The following is a 20,644-nucleotide window of genomic DNA, read 5'->3' as shown; positions in this document are numbered from 1 at the left end:
AGTTACTGAAAACTATTTTGCAATCCACCTATAGATACCTTAAAATAGGCGACTTGCTGTAGTGATGCACGGCAGTCAGTTGCCTCAACTGATTCATATCGTTTACTTTTTTAAGCATCTCGGAGAAATCGAATGGCTTTAACTAATGCAGACCGCGCAGAGATCATTGCTAAATTTGCTCGCGCTGAAAATGACACTGGTTCACCAGAAGTACAAGTAGCTTTATTGACTGCTCAAATCAATGATTTACAAGGTCACTTCAAAGCTCACAAACACGACCACCACAGCCGTCGTGGTTTGATCCGTATGGTTAACCAACGTCGTAAATTGCTTGACTACTTAAATGGTAAAGACCACGGTCGTTACACTGCTTTGATCGGTGCTTTAGGTTTACGTCGTTAATTCGATTTTTACTTTGTTTTCGCTATTTCGCATGTCGCAATGCTTTATCGCTGAAAAGAGAGTTTCACTTAATGTTAGGTTAAGTGATTTTTAGAAGGGGCGCTTGTGCGCTCCTTCTTTGCGTTTAACTTATTTTAAATAATTGATCTAGTGTGATGGCTTCTAAGCTTTGTCATTTATCTACCAATCGGTGTAGTCTGAATGCCAAACCTTAGGGGTCTCACTAGAATAAAATTAGGAAAATACAATACATGTCAATGTTTAATATCGTTCGTAAAGAATTCCAATTCGGTCAACATCAAGTCGTTTTAGAAACGGGTCGCGTTGCACGTCAAGCAAACACAGTTTTAATCACTATGGGTGGCGTAACTGTTTTAGTTGCAGTTGTTGCTCAACCTAAAGCAAAAGCGGGTCAAGACTTCTTCCCGTTAACAGTTAACTATCAAGAAAAACAATATGCAGCTGGTCGTATCCCTGGTGGTTACGGTAAGCGTGAAGGTCGTGCTTCTGAAGCTGAAACTTTAATTTCACGTCTTATTGACCGTCCAATTCGTCCGTTGTTCCCAGAAGGTTACTTCAACGAAATCCAAGTAACAGCAACTGTTGTTTCTTCTGACAAAACTATGGATGCTGACATTGCAGCAATGCTTGGTACATCAGCAGCATTGTCTATTGCTGGTACTCCTTTCCGTGGTCCAATTGGTGGCGCACGTGTTGGTTTAATCAACGGTGAATATGTTCTTAACCCGAACTTCGAACAGTTGAAAGAAAGTGACCTTGACCTTGTGGTTGCAGGTACAGAATCTGCTGTATTGATGGTTGAATCTGAAGCGAAAGAACTTTCAGAAGACCAAATGCTTGGTGCTGTTCTTTTCGGTCATGACGAAATGCAAATCGCAATTCAAGCGATTAAAGAATTTGCTGCCGCTGCTGGTGCTGTTGAGTCAACTTGGGTTGCTCCAACTAAAAACGAAGCTCTTCTTGAGCAATTAAAAGCAGCTTTCGAAGCGAAAATCTCTGAAGCATATACAATTGCGGTTAAACAAGATCGTTATGCAGCACTTGATGCACTTTATGCAGAAGCTGTAGCTCAGTTCGTTCCAGAAAATGACGAAACTGGTATTGCTGATGAAGTAAACGAATTATTCGAAGACCTTAAATACCGTACAGTACGTGACAACATCTTGTCAGGTAAGCCACGTATCGATGGTCGTGATACTAAAACTGTTCGTGCTATCGACGTTCAAGTTGGCGTATTAGATCGTGCACACGGTTCTGCATTGTTTACACGTGGTGAAACTCAGGCGTTGGTAACAACAACTTTGGGTAATACTCGTGATGCGTTAATGGTTGATACCCTTGCTGGTACTAAAACTGACAACTTCATGTTGCACTATAACTTCCCTGCATACTCTGTAGGTGAAACAGGCCGTGAATCTGGTCCTAAGCGTCGTGAAATTGGTCACGGTCGTTTAGCACGTCGTGGTGTTCAAGCAGTTCTTCCTGCTGCTGACCGCTTCCCGTATGTAATTCGTATTGTATCTGACATTACTGAATCTAACGGTTCATCTTCAATGGCTTCTGTATGTGGTGCTTCATTATCACTTATGGATGCAGGTGTACCGCTTAAAGCTCCAGTTGCGGGTATCGCAATGGGCTTAGTGAAAGAAGGCGAGCGTTTCGCAGTACTTTCTGACATCTTGGGTGATGAAGATCACTTAGGTGATATGGACTTTAAAGTAGCAGGTTCTGCAAACGGTATTACTGCGCTTCAAATGGACATCAAGATTGAAGGTATTACCGAAGAAATCATGGAAGTTGCATTAAACCAAGCATTTGCTGGTCGTATGCACATCCTAAACGAAATGAACAAAGTTATTTCACGTGCTCGTGCTGAGATCAGTGCTCATGCACCGACGTTCGAAGTGATTAACATTAACCCAGACAAGATCCGTGATGTTATTGGTAAAGGCGGCGCAACTATCCGTCAAATTACTGAAGAAACTAAAGCTGCAATTGATATCGAAGACAACGGTACTGTTCGCGTATTTGGTGAAACTAAAGCTGCTGCTAAAGCTGCAATTGCTAAGATTCAAGCAATTACTGCTGAAGTTGAACCAGGTAAGATCTATGACGGTAAAGTAATTCGTATCGTAGAATTCGGTGCGTTTGTAAATATCATGCCGGGTACTGATGGTCTTCTTCACATTTCGCAAATTTCAAATGAACGTATTGCGAACGTAACTGATGTTCTTAAAGAAGGTCAGGAAGTGAAAGTACAAGTTGCTGATGTTGATAATCGTGGTCGTATTAAATTGACTATGAAAGACATTGAACAAGCATAATTGTTCTGGTGACATGAAAAAGTCCGCTTGATGCGGACTTTTTTTATGGCATGATGCAAGTAATACAAAAACAGATCATTGTGGTATGCAGGTTTATTACTTTTATCGCCATCAAGCTGACGGCTATGTCTTTTTAAGCCGTGAACAGCATAATGAACACATTCTAGAGTTTTTCTGGATTGATAGTGTCAGAGCTGATGTGGTGAACCATAACGAAGAATGGCAACAAAAGATTCAACAGCTTTCAGGCGTGCTTATTAATGAATTTCATATGCGGGATATTGCGAATATTGAGCATCCTTGTGCATTTGATACGCTTGAAGAATATGATTTGCTTATTTTCAGAAAACTCGTTACACCTGATGATGAAATTAAAAATGGGGAATCCCATGAGAGTGTATTTGGCCTAGCAACCACGCCGATTAGCTTTATTTTTACTCCTAAAGTTCTGATTAGTGTTCGTGAGCAGGGCAATAAGTCGATTGAAAACTATATTCAACGTCTCGAAAATATTTTATGTAAAACTTTGGAAGAACAAAACAAAACCCGTAAGCTGCCTAATTCGCCTGTAGATTTATGTTTACGTCTGCTGAATAGCATGGTAGATGGCTACCTTGATATCCGTTCACCTTTAACTAGAAGGGTTGAGCATTGGCAACAACAATTGTTGCAAGGTAATCGTCGTTTTAAACAGTGGCATCAACTGTTTCATGAAAACATGGCCTTTCAGCAGGTTGAAAATTTATGCGAAGAGCAAATCGAAACCTTACAAGAGTTTCGAGATGAAATTGTAGAAAACTATCATCATGTTATTGGTGAGAAGACGCATAGTTCTCAAGATCTTTTGTTAGTTCGTTTGAATGATTTAATGAGTCATGTCGAACGTATTCAAAAACATACTTTACGTTTACGTAGCGCTATTCAATCAGCGATTGATTTGCATTTCTCGGCAATTGCAAACCAGACCAATGAAAATATGCGTATTCTTGCCATTATTACTGCCGTATTTGCACCGCTTACGCTTTTAACGGGTATTTATGGAATGAACTTTGAGTTTATTCCAGGGCTTAAGTCACCAGTAGGTTTCTGGATTATGCTGGGTGTCATGCTGCTCAGTACTGTTTTATTGCTGTACTATTTTTATCGACAACACTTGGTCGGGCGAGGTGAAAAAAGTGTGATTGATTTATTGGCTCAACAACATCGCCAAGATCGCATGAATTTGTTCTGGTTTTTGGAATATGAACCGATTAAACAGACTTTGAAGGAAGTGGAAAAGATTACTCGGTTGAAATAATTCTTCAATCTTTATTGAATTTTTCCCAAATTTGCTTGAGCTAAGCGTCATCCACAACCTGAGCGAGAAAAAGCAAACATCGTTTGCTTCGAGCGCAAGACAAACGAAGTGCGTAGCTTGTGTTCAAATATAAATTTGATCTTAGTACGCACTTCAATATCTCTGGTTTTGGCCTTGCGTAGCTTCGCTACTCATGCCAAAACAAAAGTAACGTAATTAGCTGATGAAATAGATAGGGAGTGCCAGTAGGACTCCGTCGTGAGTATCTAATCTAATGAAAATGCTTCAACTGTTTTCTAAGTTGTTGCACTTCATCAATCAAATCTAACATCACAGCAACTGCCGCCAAACTTGCGTCAAAGTCACGTTGTAAACGATACGCTTTACGTGCGCGTGCGACATCTTCGCCCATAAACTGGTGTGCTTCAGGTTTGTTCTCGACTGATAAAATATCATATTCAATGAGCTGAAGAATCCAGTCAGGACTTTGGCCGCAAGCTTGGGCAAATTGTTGTAAATCAAATGTCGATTGTTCATCAACGACCTCTGCACTAAAGGTATGGCCGTCATATACAATTTCTCGATAGTGAATGGTTGTCATGATCTTGCTCCCTAATGAGATGAACGAGGTTCGAATGAAGCAAATGCTTCTGCCAGTTGCTGATACGCTTCTTTTTCTTTTTCAGAATTTGCAGGCGGGAATACAATATTTAAAATTAAATAGAGATGGCCTGGCGTTTTATTTGGTATCCCTTTGTCTTTTAAACGTAGCTGTTGTCCTTGTTTTGCATTTTTAGGTAAATTAACATTTAAAGGCCCTGCTGGTGTTTTTACTTCAATACCTTGGCCTAATGCTGCTTCCCATGGAGCTACATCTACAGTCAGATATACGTCACTGCCTTCGACATGAACACGGTCTGTATCTTTATACTGGATTTCAATATAAAGATCGCCGTTAGCACCACCATTAATCCCACTTTGGCCTTGCCCAGTTAAGCGGATTTGCTGACCTTCTTTCATGCCTTTTGGTATTTTTACCTGTAAGGTTTTGCGTTGAACTTCAGGCTCACCATAAGCATTCATGGTTGGAATTTGCAGAGTAATTTGCTGGGTTGAACCATGATAGGCAATATCAAGATCAATCTCTATGCTGGCATGTTGATCTTCACCGCGATAACTACGTTGTTGTCTTTGATATTGTTGTTGCCCACCGCCAAAGCCTGCACCAAAGCGACCAAATAAATCTTCAAAACCGCTAAAGTCTGCTTGTTCACCGCCTGTAAAACCTTGACGATAAAACTGTGCTCCATCAAAACCACCTTGTGCAGCACCTTGACCAAAGTTATTAAAACCTTGAGGGTGATCTAACATTTGGTCATATTCGGCTTTTTTATCTGCATTGCTTAATGTGTCGTAGGCAACATTAATGGCCTGCATTTTTTCTTCTGCATCTTTTTCTTTGCTGATGTCGGGATGATATTTACGGGCTAATTTTCGATAAGCTTTTTTAATTTCATCAGCAGAGGCTTTGCGTGTAACCCCTAATTCTTCATAATAATTTTTTGCCATAATGTTTTATCACGATGGTGTTGTTTATTTCATTATGAAACGATTTTTAGAGTTTTCAATAAGCTAGATTGTATAAGAGTTGTTCTATTACGAAATGCAGAGGAACCTAAAGAGGTATAGAAAAATTAGACTATACCTCTAATGAATTAGATGAAACTTTGATATAAGCCATACAGGGCAATAAGTAGAAGTAATAAACCGCATAGGCCTAATATTTTGGGATATAAATGACTGTTAGCAAGGCGGCGGAAAAAGATATAAACCAAAGATAGTGTGAGGAAATCTAAAACAATCCATGTCAGCGTAAGTAGGATTAAACTTAAATTTAACTGAGGGGTAATAGAGACAAATTGCGGAAAGAAAGCCGAGAAAAAGATAATATCTTTTGGGTTTGAAATACCGACAAGAAAACCCTTTTTAAAGCCACCATTTTGTGCTGAAACTGTTTGTATGGCTTCTGGGTGGGGTGCCTGAATCACTTCTTTGAGAATACTAAAACCCAAATAACCAATATATAGGCAGCCTAAAATACGAATGATATTGAGGTAACTATCATTAACACTCAGTACTCCTTTTAAAACCAGTACTGATATAAAAATTAAAACAAGGGATGCTAGGTTTGTACCAAAAATGGTTTGTAGTGCTTTTTTATAGCCCCCTTTAAGTCCAGCGCTTGCAACTAAAATCATGACAGGGCCAGGGGTCGCAATCATGATAACTACACTAAAAATAAAGAGAAAATAATCAAAATAATTCATGGTATTTAGGCATCTTATTTATTAGGCTATAAAGTAGCCTTATATTATCCTATTTAAATTAACATGTTGAAAATTATCATCAAAAAATACAGGTAAATAAAAAGGCGGTATAACCGCCTTTTTATAAAGTTAAAAGATTAACTTAAATGTTCACCAAATAACGCTAAAGCCTCTTCAGCGGTAAAGGTATATTGCGTATTACAGAACTGACAGTCCATACGAATCGGGTTCTGATGTTCTAGGGTTTCATGAACAGCGTCTACACCAATTTGAATCAGGGCATTTGCACAGCGTTCTTTTGAACATGTACAGCCAAATTTTAATGCTTCAATTTCTGGTAAACGAACTTCTTCTTCGTTATATAAACGATATAAGATTTCATTTGCATCTAAATTGGTAAGCTCTTCAGCTTTTAATGTTTCAGTCAACATCGTTAAACGTGGCCATAAATCTTCATCAACCAAGTTTTGCTCTTCTTCATCATGACGTGGTAAGAGTTGAATCAATAAACCACCAGAACGCTTATCTGTACTTGCCAACACAATACGAGTTGGAATTTGTGCAGATAAATCATAATATTGCATTAAGCAACCCGCTAAAGTCACTTGATCAAGCGGCACGATCCCTTGATAACGTTCGCCAAATTCCGGTTCAATGTTAATAAATAAAACCGGATTAACTAAAGCGCCAAGAACTGTGCTGCTGTCTGTTGCTTCAACAAAGCGGGGGTCGGTTTCATAGTCCGCTAAAGCACGAACCTCTCCTAAATGGTTACATTCAGCCATCGCCCATTTGAAGGTGCCGCTAGCCTGGATTTGCAAGCTGATACGGCCTTTGATTTTTAGTGTACTTGCAAGTAATGCAGTCGCACTCAACATTTCACCTAGCAGAATTTTAACCGCAGGCATATAGTCACGTTGAGCTAAGATAGTTTGTAGGGCTTCTTCTAGATGAACTACTTCTCCACGTACTGGAAAGTTCTCTATATAAAAGCGTTGGCGTAAATCAGACATAATATTCTCCAGGGCCCTAAGCAGAGTATAACTATTTCGTTTTAATCAAGCTCAGGAAATGCAGCTAAGCCGCAAGCCGGACAGGGGCAGCTTTGTGCCCATTGTCCAATTATTTAGGCAATGTGAATAAGTCCTTAATATAGCCATTTTCTGAAATCTCAAGTTATTCTAGATGATCTCTTGTAATGTCGATGCGATTTGGTTGTAAATGACGCTTTAAATTAACATCATGTTTTGATGTAGCCTGTTGCTGCGCATCACTTTCAAACAAATGTTCAAGCTCGGCTAAGGCATTACGATGTGTTTCAAAAATCTTCTGTTCATCAGTATAAATACTTTGCTGCTGTATGAGCAATTTCTCATCATAATCCCGAAAGATTTCGATATTGTTATAGGCTTGTTTATCAGAGATTCCGAGTTCTCGTAAAGCACGATAAGCCATACCTAATGAAGATAAGTACGTTTCACGCCAAATATATTCAACACCTAAATCTCTTAAAAGATGGACATGGTGGCGGTCACGAGCACGAGCCAACAGCTTTAAGTTTGGATAATTTAATCTAAGATGACGCGCGACATTCATAGAGTCTTCAACATCATCAATCGCTAAAATAAATACTTTAGCTTTTTCAATACCGGCAGAACGCAGTAAATCGGGCTGGGTTACATCGCCATAATAGAGCTTGCCGCCGTAGCGACGAACAAAGTCCACTTGATAAAGATTGTTGTCGATTGCAGTAAAGCCTAAATGCTGTAGGCGGGCAATACGCGCGATGATTTGTCCAAATCGACCAAAGCCGGCAATGATAATCGGATTATCCTGCTGTGGAATTTCATCATACTCAGGTGGACGTTCTTTATTAAACAAAGGAATAACCTGAGTTGCCATAATCCAGTAAATTACTGGAGTAAGTACCATCGACAATGTTACGATCAGGGTCACTGGTTCTAATATAGCTTGAGTTAAAACCTTTTCACTTTTTGCAAGGCTCAAAATCACAAAAGCAAATTCTCCGCCTTGGGCCAAGCAAGTACCTAAAAGCAAGCTGTTATTCCAACTGTATTTTTTATAGCGGGCGATGGCGGTCAATATCAGCGTTTTGATGAGCAATAAGCCGACTGCACCACCAATAATAAGCAAAGGCATATCAATCAGTAGTGATAGCTGTGTGGTCATGCCGACGGTCATAAAGAATAAGCCAAGCAGTAGACCTTTAAACGGTGCAATACTCGCTTCAACCTCGTGACGAAATTCTGAATCTGCTAATAATACGCCTGTGAGGAAAGCACCTAATGTTGTGCTAATTCCTAAAGTATCCATAAGCAAGACAACAGCAAGAATAATAAATAATCCTACTGCTGTAATGAGTTCAGTCGCCCCACTTTTGGCAACAAAGCGGAAGAATGGACGCATTACATAACGACTAAACAGAAATAGACCAGTAAACGTTGCAATGATAGCCGCAAAATAAGCTCCCCCATGATGGGTCGATTCTGTTCCTGCCAATAATGGAATAATGGCAAGTAAAGGAATAGCTGCTATATCTTGGAAAAGTAAAATGGAAAAAGACTGCTGACCATAAGTCGTATTGAGTTGCTGCTTTTCGGTCAGAAGTTGTAATACAAAAGCTGTAGAAGACAGCGCAAGGGCAAAACCAATGACAAAGCTGACAGAAAGCTGCTGTTGAAAGAGTAATAGTACGATCAACATAAGAACAGCCCCACTAATGAGGACTTGCAGACTTCCCATTACAAAAATAGAGTCACGCATTTCCCATAAACGTTGGGGGCGTAACTCTAAACCAATCAGGAACATTAATAAGATAACGCCAAATTCGGCAAGTTCCATAATCGCTTCAGGGTCATGTGCAATATTTAAAACACTAGGGCCCAGAAGTATTCCTGTAAATAAATAACCTAAAACTGTTGCTATCCCTAGGCGCTTGCCAAGAGGGACTAAAATCAGAGAAGCTCCAAGAAAAATTGTTGCTTGCAGTAAGAATGACATTCATTGCCTCGAATGTATTAGTCTCTTTTAAGTGTAAAGCCAAAAAGGCTTCTTCACACCATGATATTCAAATCATCTAATTAAATTCTTGCGGATCAACATCAATTGATAGCCGAAGTTGATGCTGCCGTGGTGCATGAACCAATTGTGACCACCATTGTCTTAAGTAAAAATGTAGGCGAGCACGGTCAGCAGATAAAATCACCATGTGGGCGCGGTAGCGCCCAGCTTTACGTTCCATCGGTGCTGGAATCGGACCCCAAATATCAACAATTTCACCTGCAATTTGGCGTAATTGTTCCGCCGCTTCATTTAAAAAATGTAAGGTATAGTCACGATCTTTGGACTCTGCACGTATCAGTACTGCATAACGATAAGGTGGCAGCAATGCGACTTTACGTTCCGCAAGAGTTTGTTTGGCAACCGCCCGATAATCTTTTTCGATGAGCGTGGTTAGTAAAGGGTGATCTGGTCTTAAGGTCTGTAAATAAACATGGCCTTTGTGTTCACCACGACCTGCACGTCCAGCGACTTGTACAATTAACTGCGCAGTACGTTCTGGCGCGCGGATGTCGACACTAAGTAACCCCGCATCAATATCTAAAATGGCAACCAAAGTCACGTGTGGGAAATGATGACCTTTTGCCAGCATTTGAGTGCCAAGCAAAATTGTTGGTTTGTTTTGGTGAATACGGTCATAAATTTTTTGCCAGCTACCGACACGACTGGTACTGTCACGGTCAACCCGAATCACATCATAGTCTGGAAATAGTTCTTGTAAGTGCTCTTCAACCTTAGCCGTTCCAGCACCTAAGGTTTTTAGGCTTTTTTGCTGGCATTCAGGGCAGTGATCGGGCAAGCGATGAACAGTACCGCAGTGGTGGCAGTGTAAATAAGAATAAGGCTGAGTGTGCAACGTAAAATGCGCATCACAATGTGGACAATTTGCTTGCCACCCACAGCTTTCACAAACCAGTACAGGTGCATAGCCACGACGGTTTAAAAAGATTAAAACCTGTTCTTTTCTAGCTAATGTATGTTTGATTTGTTCAATAAGGGGCTGGCTAATTCCATGCTGTTTTTTGACAATTTTAAGGTCAATCAAATGCATTTTAGGCAAAAGTGCATGTCCAGCACGTTTGTTGAGTTGCAGTGCAGTTAATTTGCCAGTTTCGACTAAATAATAACTATCTATGCTTGGAGTTGCTGAACCTAAAATAACAGGGCAGCTTTGTAAGTGACCTCGATAAAGAGCGACATCACGCGCATGGTAGCGGAAGCCTTCTTGTTGCTTATAAGACAGATCATGTTCTTCATCTAAGATGATGAGGCCCAAACGTGGCAGTGGCGTATAAATGGCTGAGCGGGTTCCTAAAATAATAGATGCTTTGCCAGTCTGGGCCTGTTGCCATGCTTGTAAGCGTTTAGAGTCATTTAAGCCTGAGTGCAATAGAGCAATATCACAGTTAAAACGAGACTTAAAACGAGAAATCGTTTGAGGGGTTAGACCAATTTCTGGGACTAACACCAGTACTTGTTTACCTTGCTTTAGAACCTCGTGCATGATGTGCAGATAAACTTCAGTTTTACCACTTCCTGTTAAACCATCTAATAAAAATGCTTGGTATTGATGCTGTGCGTTTACGACGTGCTGGGTTGCTTTCTTTTGGTCTTCATTTAGCGTGAGCGGCATTTGTGCCAATTCAACAGGCGATGGGCTAAAGTCGTGCGGTTCAAGCGTACAGTCAACCAGTCCTTTCTTTTGAAGTGCTTTAAGCGTAGCCGTTTCTACACCACTTAAATTAAGAATATTCTCTGTAGTTCCGGCAGGGTGTAACTTTAAAATTTGATACGCGTCTTGTTGCTTAACAGAGCGTTTAAGAAGTGCTTCAACATTATCACATGGTGTGATTTTCCAAAGATGGAACAAAACATCCATCGGTTTGCCCTGACGCAATAACGCAGGTAGGGCGGTTTGCATGACCTCACCAATTGGAAATTGGTAATACTGAGCTGACCATGTCAATAAACTTAAAACTTGTTCATCTAAAATAGGTTGTTCGTCTAAAAGGTCAGAAATGGCTTTAAGCTGAAAGGTGCCTGTAAATGATTCACTTGGATCAACTTTTTCAGTAATGATGCCAATCAGATTTTGGCGTCCAAATGAAATAGCGATGCGTGAGCCTACGTGAGCCCGTTCATATTGTGCTTGGGTGAGTGTATAGTCAAAAGTGTCGTACAGATGTACAGGTACGGCTACACGCACACGATAAACAACTGAATCAGGCTTTGGCGTTATGGTCATAGAGGCTCATTTCGTCAATTTTAAAAAAACGGCATAGCGTCGTGAAGAGGACTTGGGTATTCTACACAGGCTATAGAACGAATATGAATGATTGCGTAGCATAGATGCAACAGCAGCGACTATTATTTTTGGAAAATTAGAACATTACCATGCCTGCATATCAATTTACTGCCATTGATGCTTCAGGGAAGCAGCAAAAAGGGGTGCTTGAGGGAGACTCAGCGCGCCAGATTCGCCAACAATTACGCGATAAAGCATGGACACCAATTAGCGTTGACCCTGTTGAACAAAAAGATAAACATCAGAGTCAGGGGTTATTCCAAAAAAAGTTCAGTGCTTACGATTTGGCACTCATGACTAGACAACTTTCGGTCTTGGTTGCCGCTGCTATTCCACTTGAAGAAGCTTTACGCGCCGTGAGTAGGCAAAGTGAAAAAACACATGTACAAAATCTTTTATTATCTGTTCGTTCTCGAGTCTTAGAAGGGCATTCACTTGCACAAGGTATGCAGCAGTCTGGACGTTTCCCTGACCTTTATATTGCAACGGTGGCTGCTGGCGAGCGCTCGGGGCATTTAGATCTCATTTTAGATCAGCTTTCGGATTACACCGAAAACCGCTTTGCCATGCAAAAGAAAGTTCAGGGCGCAATGATTTATCCAATCATTTTAATGCTGATGTCGTTTGGTATTGTGATGGGTTTAATGACTTATGTTGTGCCAGAGATTGTAAAAACTTTTGATCAAAATAAAGATGCTTTACCGTGGATTACAGTCGCTTTAATGAAAGCCAGTGATTTTATTCGCCACGCGTGGGTGTTTATTATTCTTTTTGCAGTGGTGGGTGTTGTTGCATTCGTACGGTTTTTAAAAACCACTGCTGGACATTATGCTTTTGATCGATTAACACTCAAATTGCCATTATTCGGTAAACTATCACGTGGTATTAATGCTGCACGATTTGCTAGTACCTTATCTATTTTGACCCGTTCAGGTGTGCCTTTGGTGGATGCCTTAAAAATTGGTGCAGCAGTGACCAACAACTGGGTTATCCGCGACTCAATTGCTCATGCGGCTGAGCGAGTGACAGAGGGGGGTAACTTAGGTACGCAACTGGAGCGCAGTGGTTATTTCCCACCAATGATGGTACAAATGATTCGAAGTGGAGAAGCATCAGGCGAGCTCGACAGGATGTTAGAACGAGCATCGACTATGCAAGACCGTGAGGTGACGACATTTATTTCAACCTTACTGGCATTACTTGAACCGCTTATGCTGGTTTTAATGGCAAGCATTGTACTGGTTATTGTAATTGCGGTTATGCTGCCAATCGTAAATATGAACAATATGATTTAATAACTTTGATATTAGAGATAATGATGAAGATGGTCATGAAACAAAAAGAGCACGTTAAGGATGCTCAAAAAACCTCAAGCGTAGCTTTCGGACTTGCACAATCGTGCCATTCCGAGCATAGCTCTCCATCTTGCGTTCGGACAAAGCTTCGCTTTGTTAATCCTCACTCAGGCTTTACTCTCATTGAAGTCATGGTCGTGATTGTAATTTTAGGTGTGTTAGCAGCTTTAATCGTACCAAATGTCATGGGGCGTAGTGAAAAAGCCAAAATTGATACGACTCAAATTGCATTAAAGGGTGTGGCGGGTGCTTTAGATCAGTACAAGCTTGATAATGGCCATTTCCCAACCATGCAAGAAGGTGGGCTAGATGCTTTGGTTAATCAGCCAGCTACAGCGAAGAACTGGATGCCAGGTGGCTATGTAAAAGGTGGTTATCCTAAAGATAGTTGGAAAAACGATATTCAATATGTCATTCCTGGGGCAGATGGTCGAGCTTTTGACTTATACTCATTTGGAGCAGATGGCAAAGAAGGCGGTGAAGGTAATGATGCAGATATTTATTATCAACCTTAATTAAAATGTAATGGAGATTATCAATTCAGTTAAAAGATAAAATGATAAATACGAATTGATAATCTCTCTCAATCAGTAAAATATAATAACTAACTGAAAAATATAAACTAAAGTTAATATGGATGTTTGAGATTTATAATAAGAATTATTCCCATATTTAATAGTTACAAGAAAGTTAAAATGTAGAGAAAAATAAGCTATATATTTAAATAAAACCTTTGCATAATAATTAAAAAGCACTTTATTCAATTAAAAGGAGAGATTAAATGAAAGCATTTCTCATATTAGATGAAATGACGCAGTTTCATTGGGTAATGCTCAAGTCTGTCCTATTGATTTTGGGTTTGTTGCCGATTGCTGAAGTTTCATTAAAGTTATGGCTGAGTACAGAGGGAAGTAGCCAAATTATGATTGGTTTCTTCGCATTAAGTATTGTGAGCGCATGGTTAATGGTGAGCTTCTTTACAGCATTAAAAGCGAGTGTCTGGAAAGCTAAACAATTATCTACTCAATATGAGCAATTTCTTTTTAAAGCTTACCGTTATGTACCTATGGTCTTTTTATCGAGTTTAGTTGCTTATTTATCTTTGCAATTATCAATCGCTTTTTAATAATATTTTAAAAACAAATTTTTAGATAAAACGTAGACTAAACATCTACGTTTTATTTTTTAACTGGACTTAAAAACAGGGTGTTTCTTCATTTGTACATATTATATGCTTCAAATCAGTAATTTAAGAATATGGGAAATATGAAATGGAACAAATCGAGTGGAATGATTTTTTAAAAGTAGAGCTTCGCGTTGGTAAAATTATTCAAGCCGATGTTTTTGAAAAAGCGCGTAAACCTGCTTATATTTTGCATGTGGATTTTGGTGAGGAATTAGGTGTACGTAAATCAAGTGCACAAATTACCAAGCTCTATCAACCACAAGATTTGGTGGGTAAATTAGTCGTTGCTGTAGTGAATTTCCCTAAAAAACAAATAGGGCCTATTCAGTCGGAATGTTTGGTGACAGGGTTTCATAACGCAGATGGTGATGTCGCACTTTGTATCCCAGAGTTTGAAGTTCCTCTGGGTACAAAGTTATTATGATTTAGCGACGAGATTTAAAAGAAACGTCAACTTTACGCGGACGATAAACCCAACCTAAAATCAGCAGTAAGACCGCGAATCCTAAAATTGGATAATCACCTAAACGGTTATAAAGAGTTTGGCCTTGCATAGCAGGTAAATCGCCTCTCAAGACAAACTCTTTATCGATTGGTGCTTGTTCAGTGATATGACCATTTTGATCAATAAACGCTGTTACACCTGTGTTGGTTGCACGAATAAACCAGCGGCCATTTTCTTTCGCACGCATCTGCACCATTTGTAAATGTTGCCAAGGCCCAGCAGTGCCCGTAAACCAAGCATCATTCGATACAGTCACCAAAAAGTCGCTGTCTTCTGCATTACGTCTTGTCAGGTTCGGGTAAGCCACTTCATAACAAATTGCAGCAGCAAGTGCATGCCCTTTAATTAAGAGGGGCTTCTGGTCACTCTCACCACGTGTAAAACCGCTCATGCTGATATCATTTTGCATGGCTGGTAACACCCAAGAGAGTAAACCTGAAAGAGGGATGTATTCACCAAATGGAACAAGACGCTGCTTTTTATAGAGTCCACTTGAATCACTACCAGAGGCCATAATACTGTTGTAATACAGTGGGCTACCAACTTGATGTGATTTCGCAACATCCCAGTAGGGAATTCCGGTTACCCAAGCTGTATGATTCTTTTTCGCTTGTGCATCCATTGCATCCAAAAACGGTTCAATGTCGGTTTGGAAGAGCGGAATTGAAGACTCAGGCCATACAATCAGGTCACGGCCCCATTCAGATTGTGTCAAACCAGCATAAATTTCTAATGTTCTAACTTGATATTCGGTTAGCCATTTTAAATCTTGTGGAATGTTACCTTGAATGAGCGAAACGCTAAGCGGTTTAGCCGCTTTAGGTTGTACAAACTGAATATATGATGCTCCCCATGCACCCAAAACCAATAGGGCAGCAGGGATAATCCAGAAAATACGCTTACGCAGAACTTCAACTAAAGCACATGCTAATACAATGACAACAAAGGAAATCGCGTAAATACCGAATAGAGGTGCGTAACCATCAAGTAAACGTTCAGTAAAAGCGTAACCCACAAACAGCCATGGGAAACCTGTAAATACCCAAGTTTTTGCCCACTCGAAAACAATCCAGAGCGGCGCAAAAGTCAGGGGTGTTTCAGGGAAGAAACGTCGGTAAACCCAAGTCTGAAGTGCGGTAAATAAGCCCATAAGCAGGGCCATAACAGCAATCATACCCACGCTTAGAAAAGCATTGGTGTCGCCATATACATGGATGGAAGTGTAGAGCCAAAAAGCGCCTACAAACCATAAGCCGAAGCCATAGCTCCAGCCAATAGCAAATGCTTGTTTTGCTGAGCGTTTATGTAGTGATGCATAGAGTAGGGCTGGAGATAAAATTGCCAACCACCACCAATAATAAGGTGCCAGTGAAAAACTGAACACGGCACCTGAAAATAAAGCAATGAGTAAAGGAAAAATTAAAGGAAGCTGTTTTTGTTGTTGCGAAGAATCTAACAGCTTTTCAAAGTATGCTCTCATTGACGTACAGCTCGAATCAGATGAATAGTGCGGGCATCTGCTTCAACAATTGTAAATAACCAATTTCCAAGCTCAACAGTTTGACCTTGTAAATCACTTACTAGACCAATCTCTTGAAGCAATAAACCGCCGACAGTTTCTACTTCATCGTCAGAAAAATCAGCATCTAAAACAGTATTGAAATGTTCGATTGGTGTAAGTGCTTGCACCATCCACGCATTTGCTACCGTATGGTCATTGTCAGGAACAATGTACTGAGCATCTTCATCGACCGTGTCGTGCTCATCTTCAATTTCGCCAACGATCTCTTCAAGAATATCTTCAAGCGTAACAAGACCGGCTGTTGAACCATATTCATCAATCACAATCGCAATGTGAGTCTGAGTATGTTTTAACATGCGTAGTACTTGATCGGAACGTGCACTTTCAGGAACAAATAACGGTTGGCGCATAAGAACTCGAATATCGACTTTGGTATTCGGTTCAGTTAGAAACGGCAACAAATCTTTTGCGAGCAAAATCCCGACAACATTGTCTGGCTGATCGGCAGAGAAGACTGGAAAGCGTGAGTGAGCAGACTCAACCAGTACATCAAGAATATCTAGTAATTGATCATCTTCTTGTAAACTGATCATTGCTGTTCGTGGCGTCATGACTTCACGAATTTTTGTAGCTGGAAGGTCAAGAACGCCTTCAAGCATAGCAACAGTATCTGGTTCTAAAAAGCGGCGTGAATTTTGGACTAATTTTAATAATTCATCACGGGTTTCTGGCGCTGTACCTAACCATTTTCGTAAGCCTCGCATTCCCCACGACGGACTTGGTTCCTCTTGCATGATCTTTCCTAAAGACTCAATGTATCAAATGAATACACAGATCATACCGAAGAAAAGATGCTTATGCATCTATAAAACAAGCTAAAAGACAAAACGTATATTGTTATGTAAAAGCCAGTTACAGTTAACAGCTCAGTAATTTGTTTATGCTAAAATGTGAAAATTCTATTTGTTCGAGTTTGTTATGTCAGAGCAACCCATTTCACCTACTGTACAACTCAATACGCGTGGTTTACGTTGTCCGGAACCTGTCATGATGTTGCATCAAGCCATCCGCAAATCTAAGTCTGGGGATGTGGTTGAAGTCTTCGCAACTGATAATTCGACCTCGTGGGATATCCCTAAGTTTTGTATGCATTTAGGCCATGAGTTGTTGTTACAAGAAGAACGCTTAGATGAAAATGGTCATAAAGAATTTCATTACTTAGTGAAGAAAGGTTAATAGAATAATAAGGCTTCTAATAAAGATGATTAGAAGCCATGAATAATTCAACTTTAATTTGAAATGATAATTTTTTACAAATAAGAATCGTTATATAATTTATAAAATTAAGTATATAAATGACGTATAAAAATGAATGATTATTTTGTGAAAAGAAGCTTATTAATCTGTCTTTGGTTTTTCACTATTGCTGGTTTATTACATTTAGAGATCTCTTGGCTATCTGAAACTGTTGCTATCATTATTATATCTATTCTTATTATTTTAGGTTCAATTCTACTCGGTTATAGAAATACATATTTTGCTCCTGAACCAAAGATAAAGATGAGTTTGATCTTGCATACAAGGTTTCTCGGGCTGATGTTAATTCTTGATTTATTATTTGGTAAATCGGTTTGGTACTACGATTTAGCGCGGAACTTTGGTTTTCTCGGCTTATTTTTATTAGGCACATTTATTTTCTATAAAAAGAATTTTAATTTAAACGTAGCAAAAATACCGCCTTTTCAATAAGTGAATACTAATAAAAAAGCCCCGAATAATCGGGGCTTTTTTATTACATATTAGGATAGTTTGGACCACCGCCGCCTTCAGGCGTTACCCACGTAATGTTTTGAGATGGGTCTTTAATATCACAGGTCTTACAGTGAACACAGTTCGCTGCGTTAATCTGAAAGCGTTTAGAACCATCATCATTTTCCATGATTTCATAAACACCAGCAGGGCAGTAGCGCTGTGCAGGCTCATCCCATTTCGGTAAGTTCACATTCACTGGAATTGAAGGATCAGTAAGCTTCAAGTGAGCTGGCTGGTTTTCTTCATGTACAGTGTTTGAAATAAATACTGAAGATAAACGGTCAAATGTAAGTTTGCCATCCGGTTTTGGATAGTTTGGCTTAAAGCTTGTTGCATCAACAGTTTTCAATGCAGCAAAGTCTTGCTTCAAGTCATGTAAAGTGAATGGCACTTTAAAGACATTCTGGTCGATAAAGTTAAATGCACCACCCATCCATTGACCAAATTTATGCATCGCTGGGCCAAAGTTACGAGAGTTATAAAGCTCTTCTTTTAACCAGCTGTTGTTAAATTTGTCAGTGTATGAAGTCAATTCTTTAACGAATAAATCTTCGCCTTCAGTAACACGTGCAATCGCAAGATCACCGCCTTTTTCTACACCCGCAGCAATCGCTTCAAATACAGCTTCACCACATAACATGCCTGATTTCATGGCAGTGTGTGAGCCTTTGATTTTTGCAAAGTTTAAGAAACCTGCATCATCACCAATCAAGCAACCGCCCGGGAAAGTTAATTTAGGTAATGAGTTGAAACCGCCTTTCACTACCGCACGTGCGCCGTAAGAAATACGTTTACCACCTTCTAAATACTGTTTAATCAGTGGGTGAGTTTTCCAGCGCTGCATTTCCATAAATGGATACATGTGTGGATTTTCATAAGACAAGTCCACAATCATGCCCAAAGTAACTTGGTTGTTTTCAGCGTGGTATAACCACCAGCCACCTGAAGAAGCTGTTTCTGCTAAAGGCCAACCTGCACCGTGCATGACTAAGCCCGGTTTATGTTTTGCTGGGTCAATTTCCCAAAGCTCTTTAATCCCGATACCGTAGTGCTGAGGATCAGCATCTTTATCAAGGTTGTATTTCGCAATGAGGCGTTTTCCTAAGTGACCACGGCAACCTTCAGCGAAGAGGGTGTATTTAGCGTGAAGCTCATAGCCTGGAGTAAAGTTATGCGTTGGTTCGCCATCTTTACCAATACCCATGTCGCCTGTTTGAATACCTTTTACAGTACCGTCTTCATGGTAAAGTACTTCAGATGCGGCAAAGCCAGGGAAGATAGAAACTTCTAGCTCTTCAGCTTTTTGCCCTAACCAGCGAACTACGTTACCTAAAGAGATCACATAGTTACCATCGTTATGCATGGTTTTAGGAACCATCCAGTGAGGTACTTCTTTAGAAGTGGTGTCTGAAAGTAAGAAGAAAGTTTTGTCTTCAGTTACAGGGACATTAAGAGGCGCGCCTTCTTCTTTCCAGTTTGGGAAAAGTTCATTGATGGCACGTGGCTCAAGCACAGCACCAGACAAGATATGCGCACCTACTTCAGAGCCTTTTTCAACTACACAAACAGAAAGATCGGGTAAGTTTTTTTCAATCGCTAATTGACGGATCTTAATCGCAGCAGATAGACCTGCAGGTCCTGCACCTACGATGACAACGTCAAACTCCATCGATTCACGTTCGATGTGTTCCATGTAGGACTCCTCAATACTTAAAGGTGGCAACCGTCATATTCAGATAATTCGGTGCTGCCGTGAGTGTTTTAATCCATAGGCGCAAATATGCTATTGTGCCTTTTATCGTTTGGGCTAGTATAGTTTTAAACCATGATCTAGCCAATTGGCTGAGTCGTAACAATTTTTCGTCAGCAAGGCATAAACTATGGTAAATCAAAATAATTCACCATCGGATATGGGAAAAATACCGTTATCTGATGATAAAAACTTAATGAACATTGCACAATACTTAAAAGGTGTACAGCAAAGTCACAAAAGGTCAATTCCACCTTTAGAGCAGTGGCATCCAAAGCATTGCGGCAAAATGGATTTGACGGTGAAATCCAATGGAGAATGGTGGCACGAAGGTCAATTAATCAAGCGCCAAGCTCTATTAGATCTGTTTACCAAAGTCCTATGGAAAGAAGAAGGCAAATTCTACCTGAAAACCCCTGTAGAACAAATTGAAATCGAAGTTGAAGATGAACCTTTATTAGTCAATCAGGCAGATCAGGTCGAAATTTCAGGTGAGCAGTTTTTACAACTGACCACCACCAACCAAGATGTAATTTTGGTTGATGCAGAACATCCTATTTTTATGCGTGAATATGCAGGAGAGTTGCGTCCTTATGTACATGTCCGTTTTGGGATTAATGCGCTGATTCAACGTCAGGCTTTCTATCATTTGGTGAGCTATGGAACACTAATTGAAAACGATAAAGGTGAAACCATTTTAGAGCTAAAAAGTGGTAATTTGCTCTTGCAATTAGGCACTTGAGGTTTAAGCTTTAGG

19 protein-coding genes are annotated in these 20,644 nt (G+C 40.0%); 10 read left to right on the top strand and 9 right to left on the bottom strand.

Translation table 11 applies throughout. From position 1 onward, the window contains the following. The first annotated feature begins 132 nt into the window (after positions 1-132). The 3 genes from rpsO (at position 133) to J690_RS09320 (ending at position 4,044) form a co-directional block, all read left to right on the top strand. Positions 133-402, top strand: a complete 270-nt coding sequence (rpsO, locus tag J690_RS09330) for a 30S ribosomal protein S15 (protein ID WP_002114951.1) — start codon at positions 133-135, stop codon at positions 400-402. Between the two features lie 257 nt (positions 403-659). Beyond that, positions 660-2,747: a polyribonucleotide nucleotidyltransferase gene (pnp, locus tag J690_RS09325; protein ID WP_170814194.1), complete on the top strand. Its 2,088-nt coding sequence runs from the start codon at positions 660-662 to the stop codon at positions 2,745-2,747. A gap of 85 nt (positions 2,748-2,832) precedes the next feature. Further along, a complete protein-coding gene (locus J690_RS09320; protein ID WP_032035423.1) occupies positions 2,833-4,044 on the top strand; it encodes a magnesium transporter CorA family protein in 1,212 nt (403 codons plus the stop codon). A 271-nt stretch (positions 4,045-4,315) separates the two neighbouring features. Here J690_RS09320 and J690_RS09315 read toward each other — a convergent pair whose 3' ends face one another. The 6 genes from J690_RS09315 to J690_RS09290 all read right to left on the bottom strand — a co-directional run bounded on the left by J690_RS09315 (position 4,316) and on the right by J690_RS09290 (position 11,697). Beyond that, positions 4,316-4,645 (bottom strand): chaperone modulator CbpM, encoded by a 330-nt coding sequence (locus tag J690_RS09315; protein WP_016142348.1) that lies wholly within the window; start codon positions 4,643-4,645, stop codon positions 4,316-4,318. An 11-nt stretch (positions 4,646-4,656) separates the two neighbouring features. Continuing rightward, positions 4,657-5,613, bottom strand: a complete 957-nt coding sequence (locus J690_RS09310) for a DnaJ C-terminal domain-containing protein (RefSeq protein WP_032035422.1) — start codon at positions 5,611-5,613, stop codon at positions 4,657-4,659. A gap of 146 nt (positions 5,614-5,759) precedes the next feature. Then, entirely contained in the window at positions 5,760-6,371 is a 612-nt protein-coding gene (locus tag J690_RS09305; protein WP_032035421.1) for a LysE family translocator, read from the bottom strand. Between the two features lie 137 nt (positions 6,372-6,508). After that, positions 6,509-7,384 carry an Hsp33 family molecular chaperone HslO gene (hslO, locus tag J690_RS09300; RefSeq protein ID WP_017481969.1) on the bottom strand — a complete coding sequence of 292 codons (876 nt, stop codon included), beginning with the start codon at positions 7,382-7,384 and terminating at the stop codon, positions 6,509-6,511. Between the two features lie 163 nt (positions 7,385-7,547). After that, positions 7,548-9,392 (bottom strand): monovalent cation:proton antiporter-2 (CPA2) family protein, encoded by a 1,845-nt coding sequence (locus tag J690_RS09295; RefSeq protein WP_032035420.1) that lies wholly within the window; start codon positions 9,390-9,392, stop codon positions 7,548-7,550. 76 nt (positions 9,393-9,468) lie between these two features. Beyond that, a complete protein-coding gene (locus J690_RS09290; RefSeq protein WP_032035419.1) occupies positions 9,469-11,697 on the bottom strand; it encodes a primosomal protein N' in 2,229 nt (742 codons plus the stop codon). Between the two features lie 149 nt (positions 11,698-11,846). On the opposite strand from J690_RS09290, the gene gspF reads away from it, so the two are divergent. The 4 genes from gspF to J690_RS09270 all read left to right on the top strand — a co-directional run bounded on the left by gspF (position 11,847) and on the right by J690_RS09270 (position 14,722). Further along, positions 11,847-13,052 (top strand): type II secretion system inner membrane protein GspF, encoded by a 1,206-nt coding sequence (gspF, locus tag J690_RS09285; protein WP_032035418.1) that lies wholly within the window; start codon positions 11,847-11,849, stop codon positions 13,050-13,052. Between the two features lie 20 nt (positions 13,053-13,072). Next, entirely contained in the window at positions 13,073-13,627 is a 555-nt protein-coding gene (gspG, locus tag J690_RS09280) for a type II secretion system major pseudopilin GspG (RefSeq protein ID WP_080612969.1), read from the top strand. 266 nt (positions 13,628-13,893) lie between these two features. Next, the gene (locus J690_RS09275; RefSeq protein WP_032035417.1) at positions 13,894-14,238 is read left to right on the top strand and encodes a hypothetical protein; all 345 of its coding nucleotides are present in this window, start codon (positions 13,894-13,896) and stop codon (positions 14,236-14,238) included. A gap of 145 nt (positions 14,239-14,383) precedes the next feature. Beyond that, positions 14,384-14,722: a tRNA-binding protein gene (locus tag J690_RS09270; protein WP_032035416.1), complete on the top strand. Its 339-nt coding sequence runs from the start codon at positions 14,384-14,386 to the stop codon at positions 14,720-14,722. A gap of 1 nt (position 14,723) precedes the next feature. Here J690_RS09270 and lnt read toward each other — a convergent pair whose 3' ends face one another. After that, positions 14,724-16,283, bottom strand: a complete 1,560-nt coding sequence (gene lnt, locus J690_RS09265; RefSeq protein WP_032035415.1) for an apolipoprotein N-acyltransferase — start codon at positions 16,281-16,283, stop codon at positions 14,724-14,726. Next, a complete protein-coding gene (locus J690_RS09260; RefSeq protein ID WP_002114976.1) occupies positions 16,280-17,119 on the bottom strand; it encodes an HlyC/CorC family transporter in 840 nt (279 codons plus the stop codon). Before J690_RS09260 ends, lnt begins: the two co-directional genes overlap by 4 nt. A gap of 184 nt (positions 17,120-17,303) precedes the next feature. Between J690_RS09260 and tusA the strand changes: the two genes are divergently transcribed. Together tusA and J690_RS24460 are read left to right on the top strand one after the other, a co-directional pair. Then, positions 17,304-17,561, top strand: coding sequence for a sulfurtransferase TusA (gene tusA, locus J690_RS09255; protein WP_002053527.1), 258 nt, complete (start codon positions 17,304-17,306; stop codon positions 17,559-17,561). A 132-nt stretch (positions 17,562-17,693) separates the two neighbouring features. Next, entirely contained in the window at positions 17,694-18,074 is a 381-nt protein-coding gene (locus J690_RS24460) for a hypothetical protein (protein WP_032035414.1), read from the top strand. A gap of 43 nt (positions 18,075-18,117) precedes the next feature. Here the strand turns inward: J690_RS24460 and J690_RS09250 are convergent, their stop codons facing one another. Continuing rightward, a complete protein-coding gene (locus tag J690_RS09250) occupies positions 18,118-19,830 on the bottom strand; it encodes an electron transfer flavoprotein-ubiquinone oxidoreductase (protein WP_005065953.1) in 1,713 nt (570 codons plus the stop codon). 187 nt (positions 19,831-20,017) lie between these two features. Here J690_RS09250 and J690_RS09245 point away from each other — a divergent pair, with 187 nt between their 5' ends. Beyond that, on the top strand, positions 20,018-20,629 hold the full coding sequence (locus J690_RS09245; RefSeq protein ID WP_014208256.1) for a DUF1285 domain-containing protein: 612 nt from the start codon (positions 20,018-20,020) through the stop codon (positions 20,627-20,629). The last annotated feature ends 15 nt before the right edge of the window (positions 20,630-20,644 follow it).

Origin of the sequence: Acinetobacter sp. 742879 (assembly GCF_000588535.1) — a bacterium.
Classification (GTDB): domain Bacteria; phylum Pseudomonadota; class Gammaproteobacteria; order Pseudomonadales; family Moraxellaceae; genus Acinetobacter; species Acinetobacter pittii.
The sequence above is the reverse complement of the archived record's forward strand: the minus strand, read 5'-3'. Positions and strand labels throughout refer to the sequence as shown.

What these genes read in the sequence shown, in the direction of transcription:
- J690_RS09260 (WP_002114976.1), bottom strand. Translation starts at nt 17,119, where the DNA reads ATGCAAGAGGAACCAAGTCCGTCGTGGGGAATGCGAGGCTTACGAAAA.
- J690_RS09315 (WP_016142348.1), bottom strand. Translation starts at nt 4,645, where the DNA reads ATGACAACCATTCACTATCGAGAAATTGTATATGACGGCCATACCTTT.
- J690_RS09275 (WP_032035417.1), top strand. Translation starts at nt 13,894, where the DNA reads ATGAAAGCATTTCTCATATTAGATGAAATGACGCAGTTTCATTGGGTA.
- pnp (WP_170814194.1), top strand. Translation starts at nt 660, where the DNA reads ATGTTTAATATCGTTCGTAAAGAATTCCAATTCGGTCAACATCAAGTC.
- tusA (WP_002053527.1), top strand. Translation starts at nt 17,304, where the DNA reads ATGTCAGAGCAACCCATTTCACCTACTGTACAACTCAATACGCGTGGT.
- hslO (WP_017481969.1), bottom strand. Translation starts at nt 7,384, where the DNA reads ATGTCTGATTTACGCCAACGCTTTTATATAGAGAACTTTCCAGTACGT.
- J690_RS09250 (WP_005065953.1), bottom strand. Translation starts at nt 19,830, where the DNA reads ATGGAACACATCGAACGTGAATCGATGGAGTTTGACGTTGTCATCGTA.
- J690_RS09245 (WP_014208256.1), top strand. Translation starts at nt 20,018, where the DNA reads ATGGTAAATCAAAATAATTCACCATCGGATATGGGAAAAATACCGTTA.
- lnt (WP_032035415.1), bottom strand. Translation starts at nt 16,283, where the DNA reads ATGAGAGCATACTTTGAAAAGCTGTTAGATTCTTCGCAACAACAAAAA.
- J690_RS24460 (WP_032035414.1), top strand. Translation starts at nt 17,694, where the DNA reads ATGAATGATTATTTTGTGAAAAGAAGCTTATTAATCTGTCTTTGGTTT.
- J690_RS09305 (WP_032035421.1), bottom strand. Translation starts at nt 6,371, where the DNA reads ATGAATTATTTTGATTATTTTCTCTTTATTTTTAGTGTAGTTATCATG.
- J690_RS09295 (WP_032035420.1), bottom strand. Translation starts at nt 9,392, where the DNA reads ATGTCATTCTTACTGCAAGCAACAATTTTTCTTGGAGCTTCTCTGATT.
- rpsO (WP_002114951.1), top strand. Translation starts at nt 133, where the DNA reads ATGGCTTTAACTAATGCAGACCGCGCAGAGATCATTGCTAAATTTGCT.
- J690_RS09270 (WP_032035416.1), top strand. Translation starts at nt 14,384, where the DNA reads ATGGAACAAATCGAGTGGAATGATTTTTTAAAAGTAGAGCTTCGCGTT.
- J690_RS09320 (WP_032035423.1), top strand. Translation starts at nt 2,833, where the DNA reads ATGCAGGTTTATTACTTTTATCGCCATCAAGCTGACGGCTATGTCTTT.
- gspF (WP_032035418.1), top strand. Translation starts at nt 11,847, where the DNA reads ATGCCTGCATATCAATTTACTGCCATTGATGCTTCAGGGAAGCAGCAA.
- J690_RS09290 (WP_032035419.1), bottom strand. Translation starts at nt 11,697, where the DNA reads ATGACCATAACGCCAAAGCCTGATTCAGTTGTTTATCGTGTGCGTGTA.
- gspG (WP_080612969.1), top strand. Translation starts at nt 13,073, where the DNA reads ATGATGAAGATGGTCATGAAACAAAAAGAGCACGTTAAGGATGCTCAA.
- J690_RS09310 (WP_032035422.1), bottom strand. Translation starts at nt 5,613, where the DNA reads ATGGCAAAAAATTATTATGAAGAATTAGGGGTTACACGCAAAGCCTCT.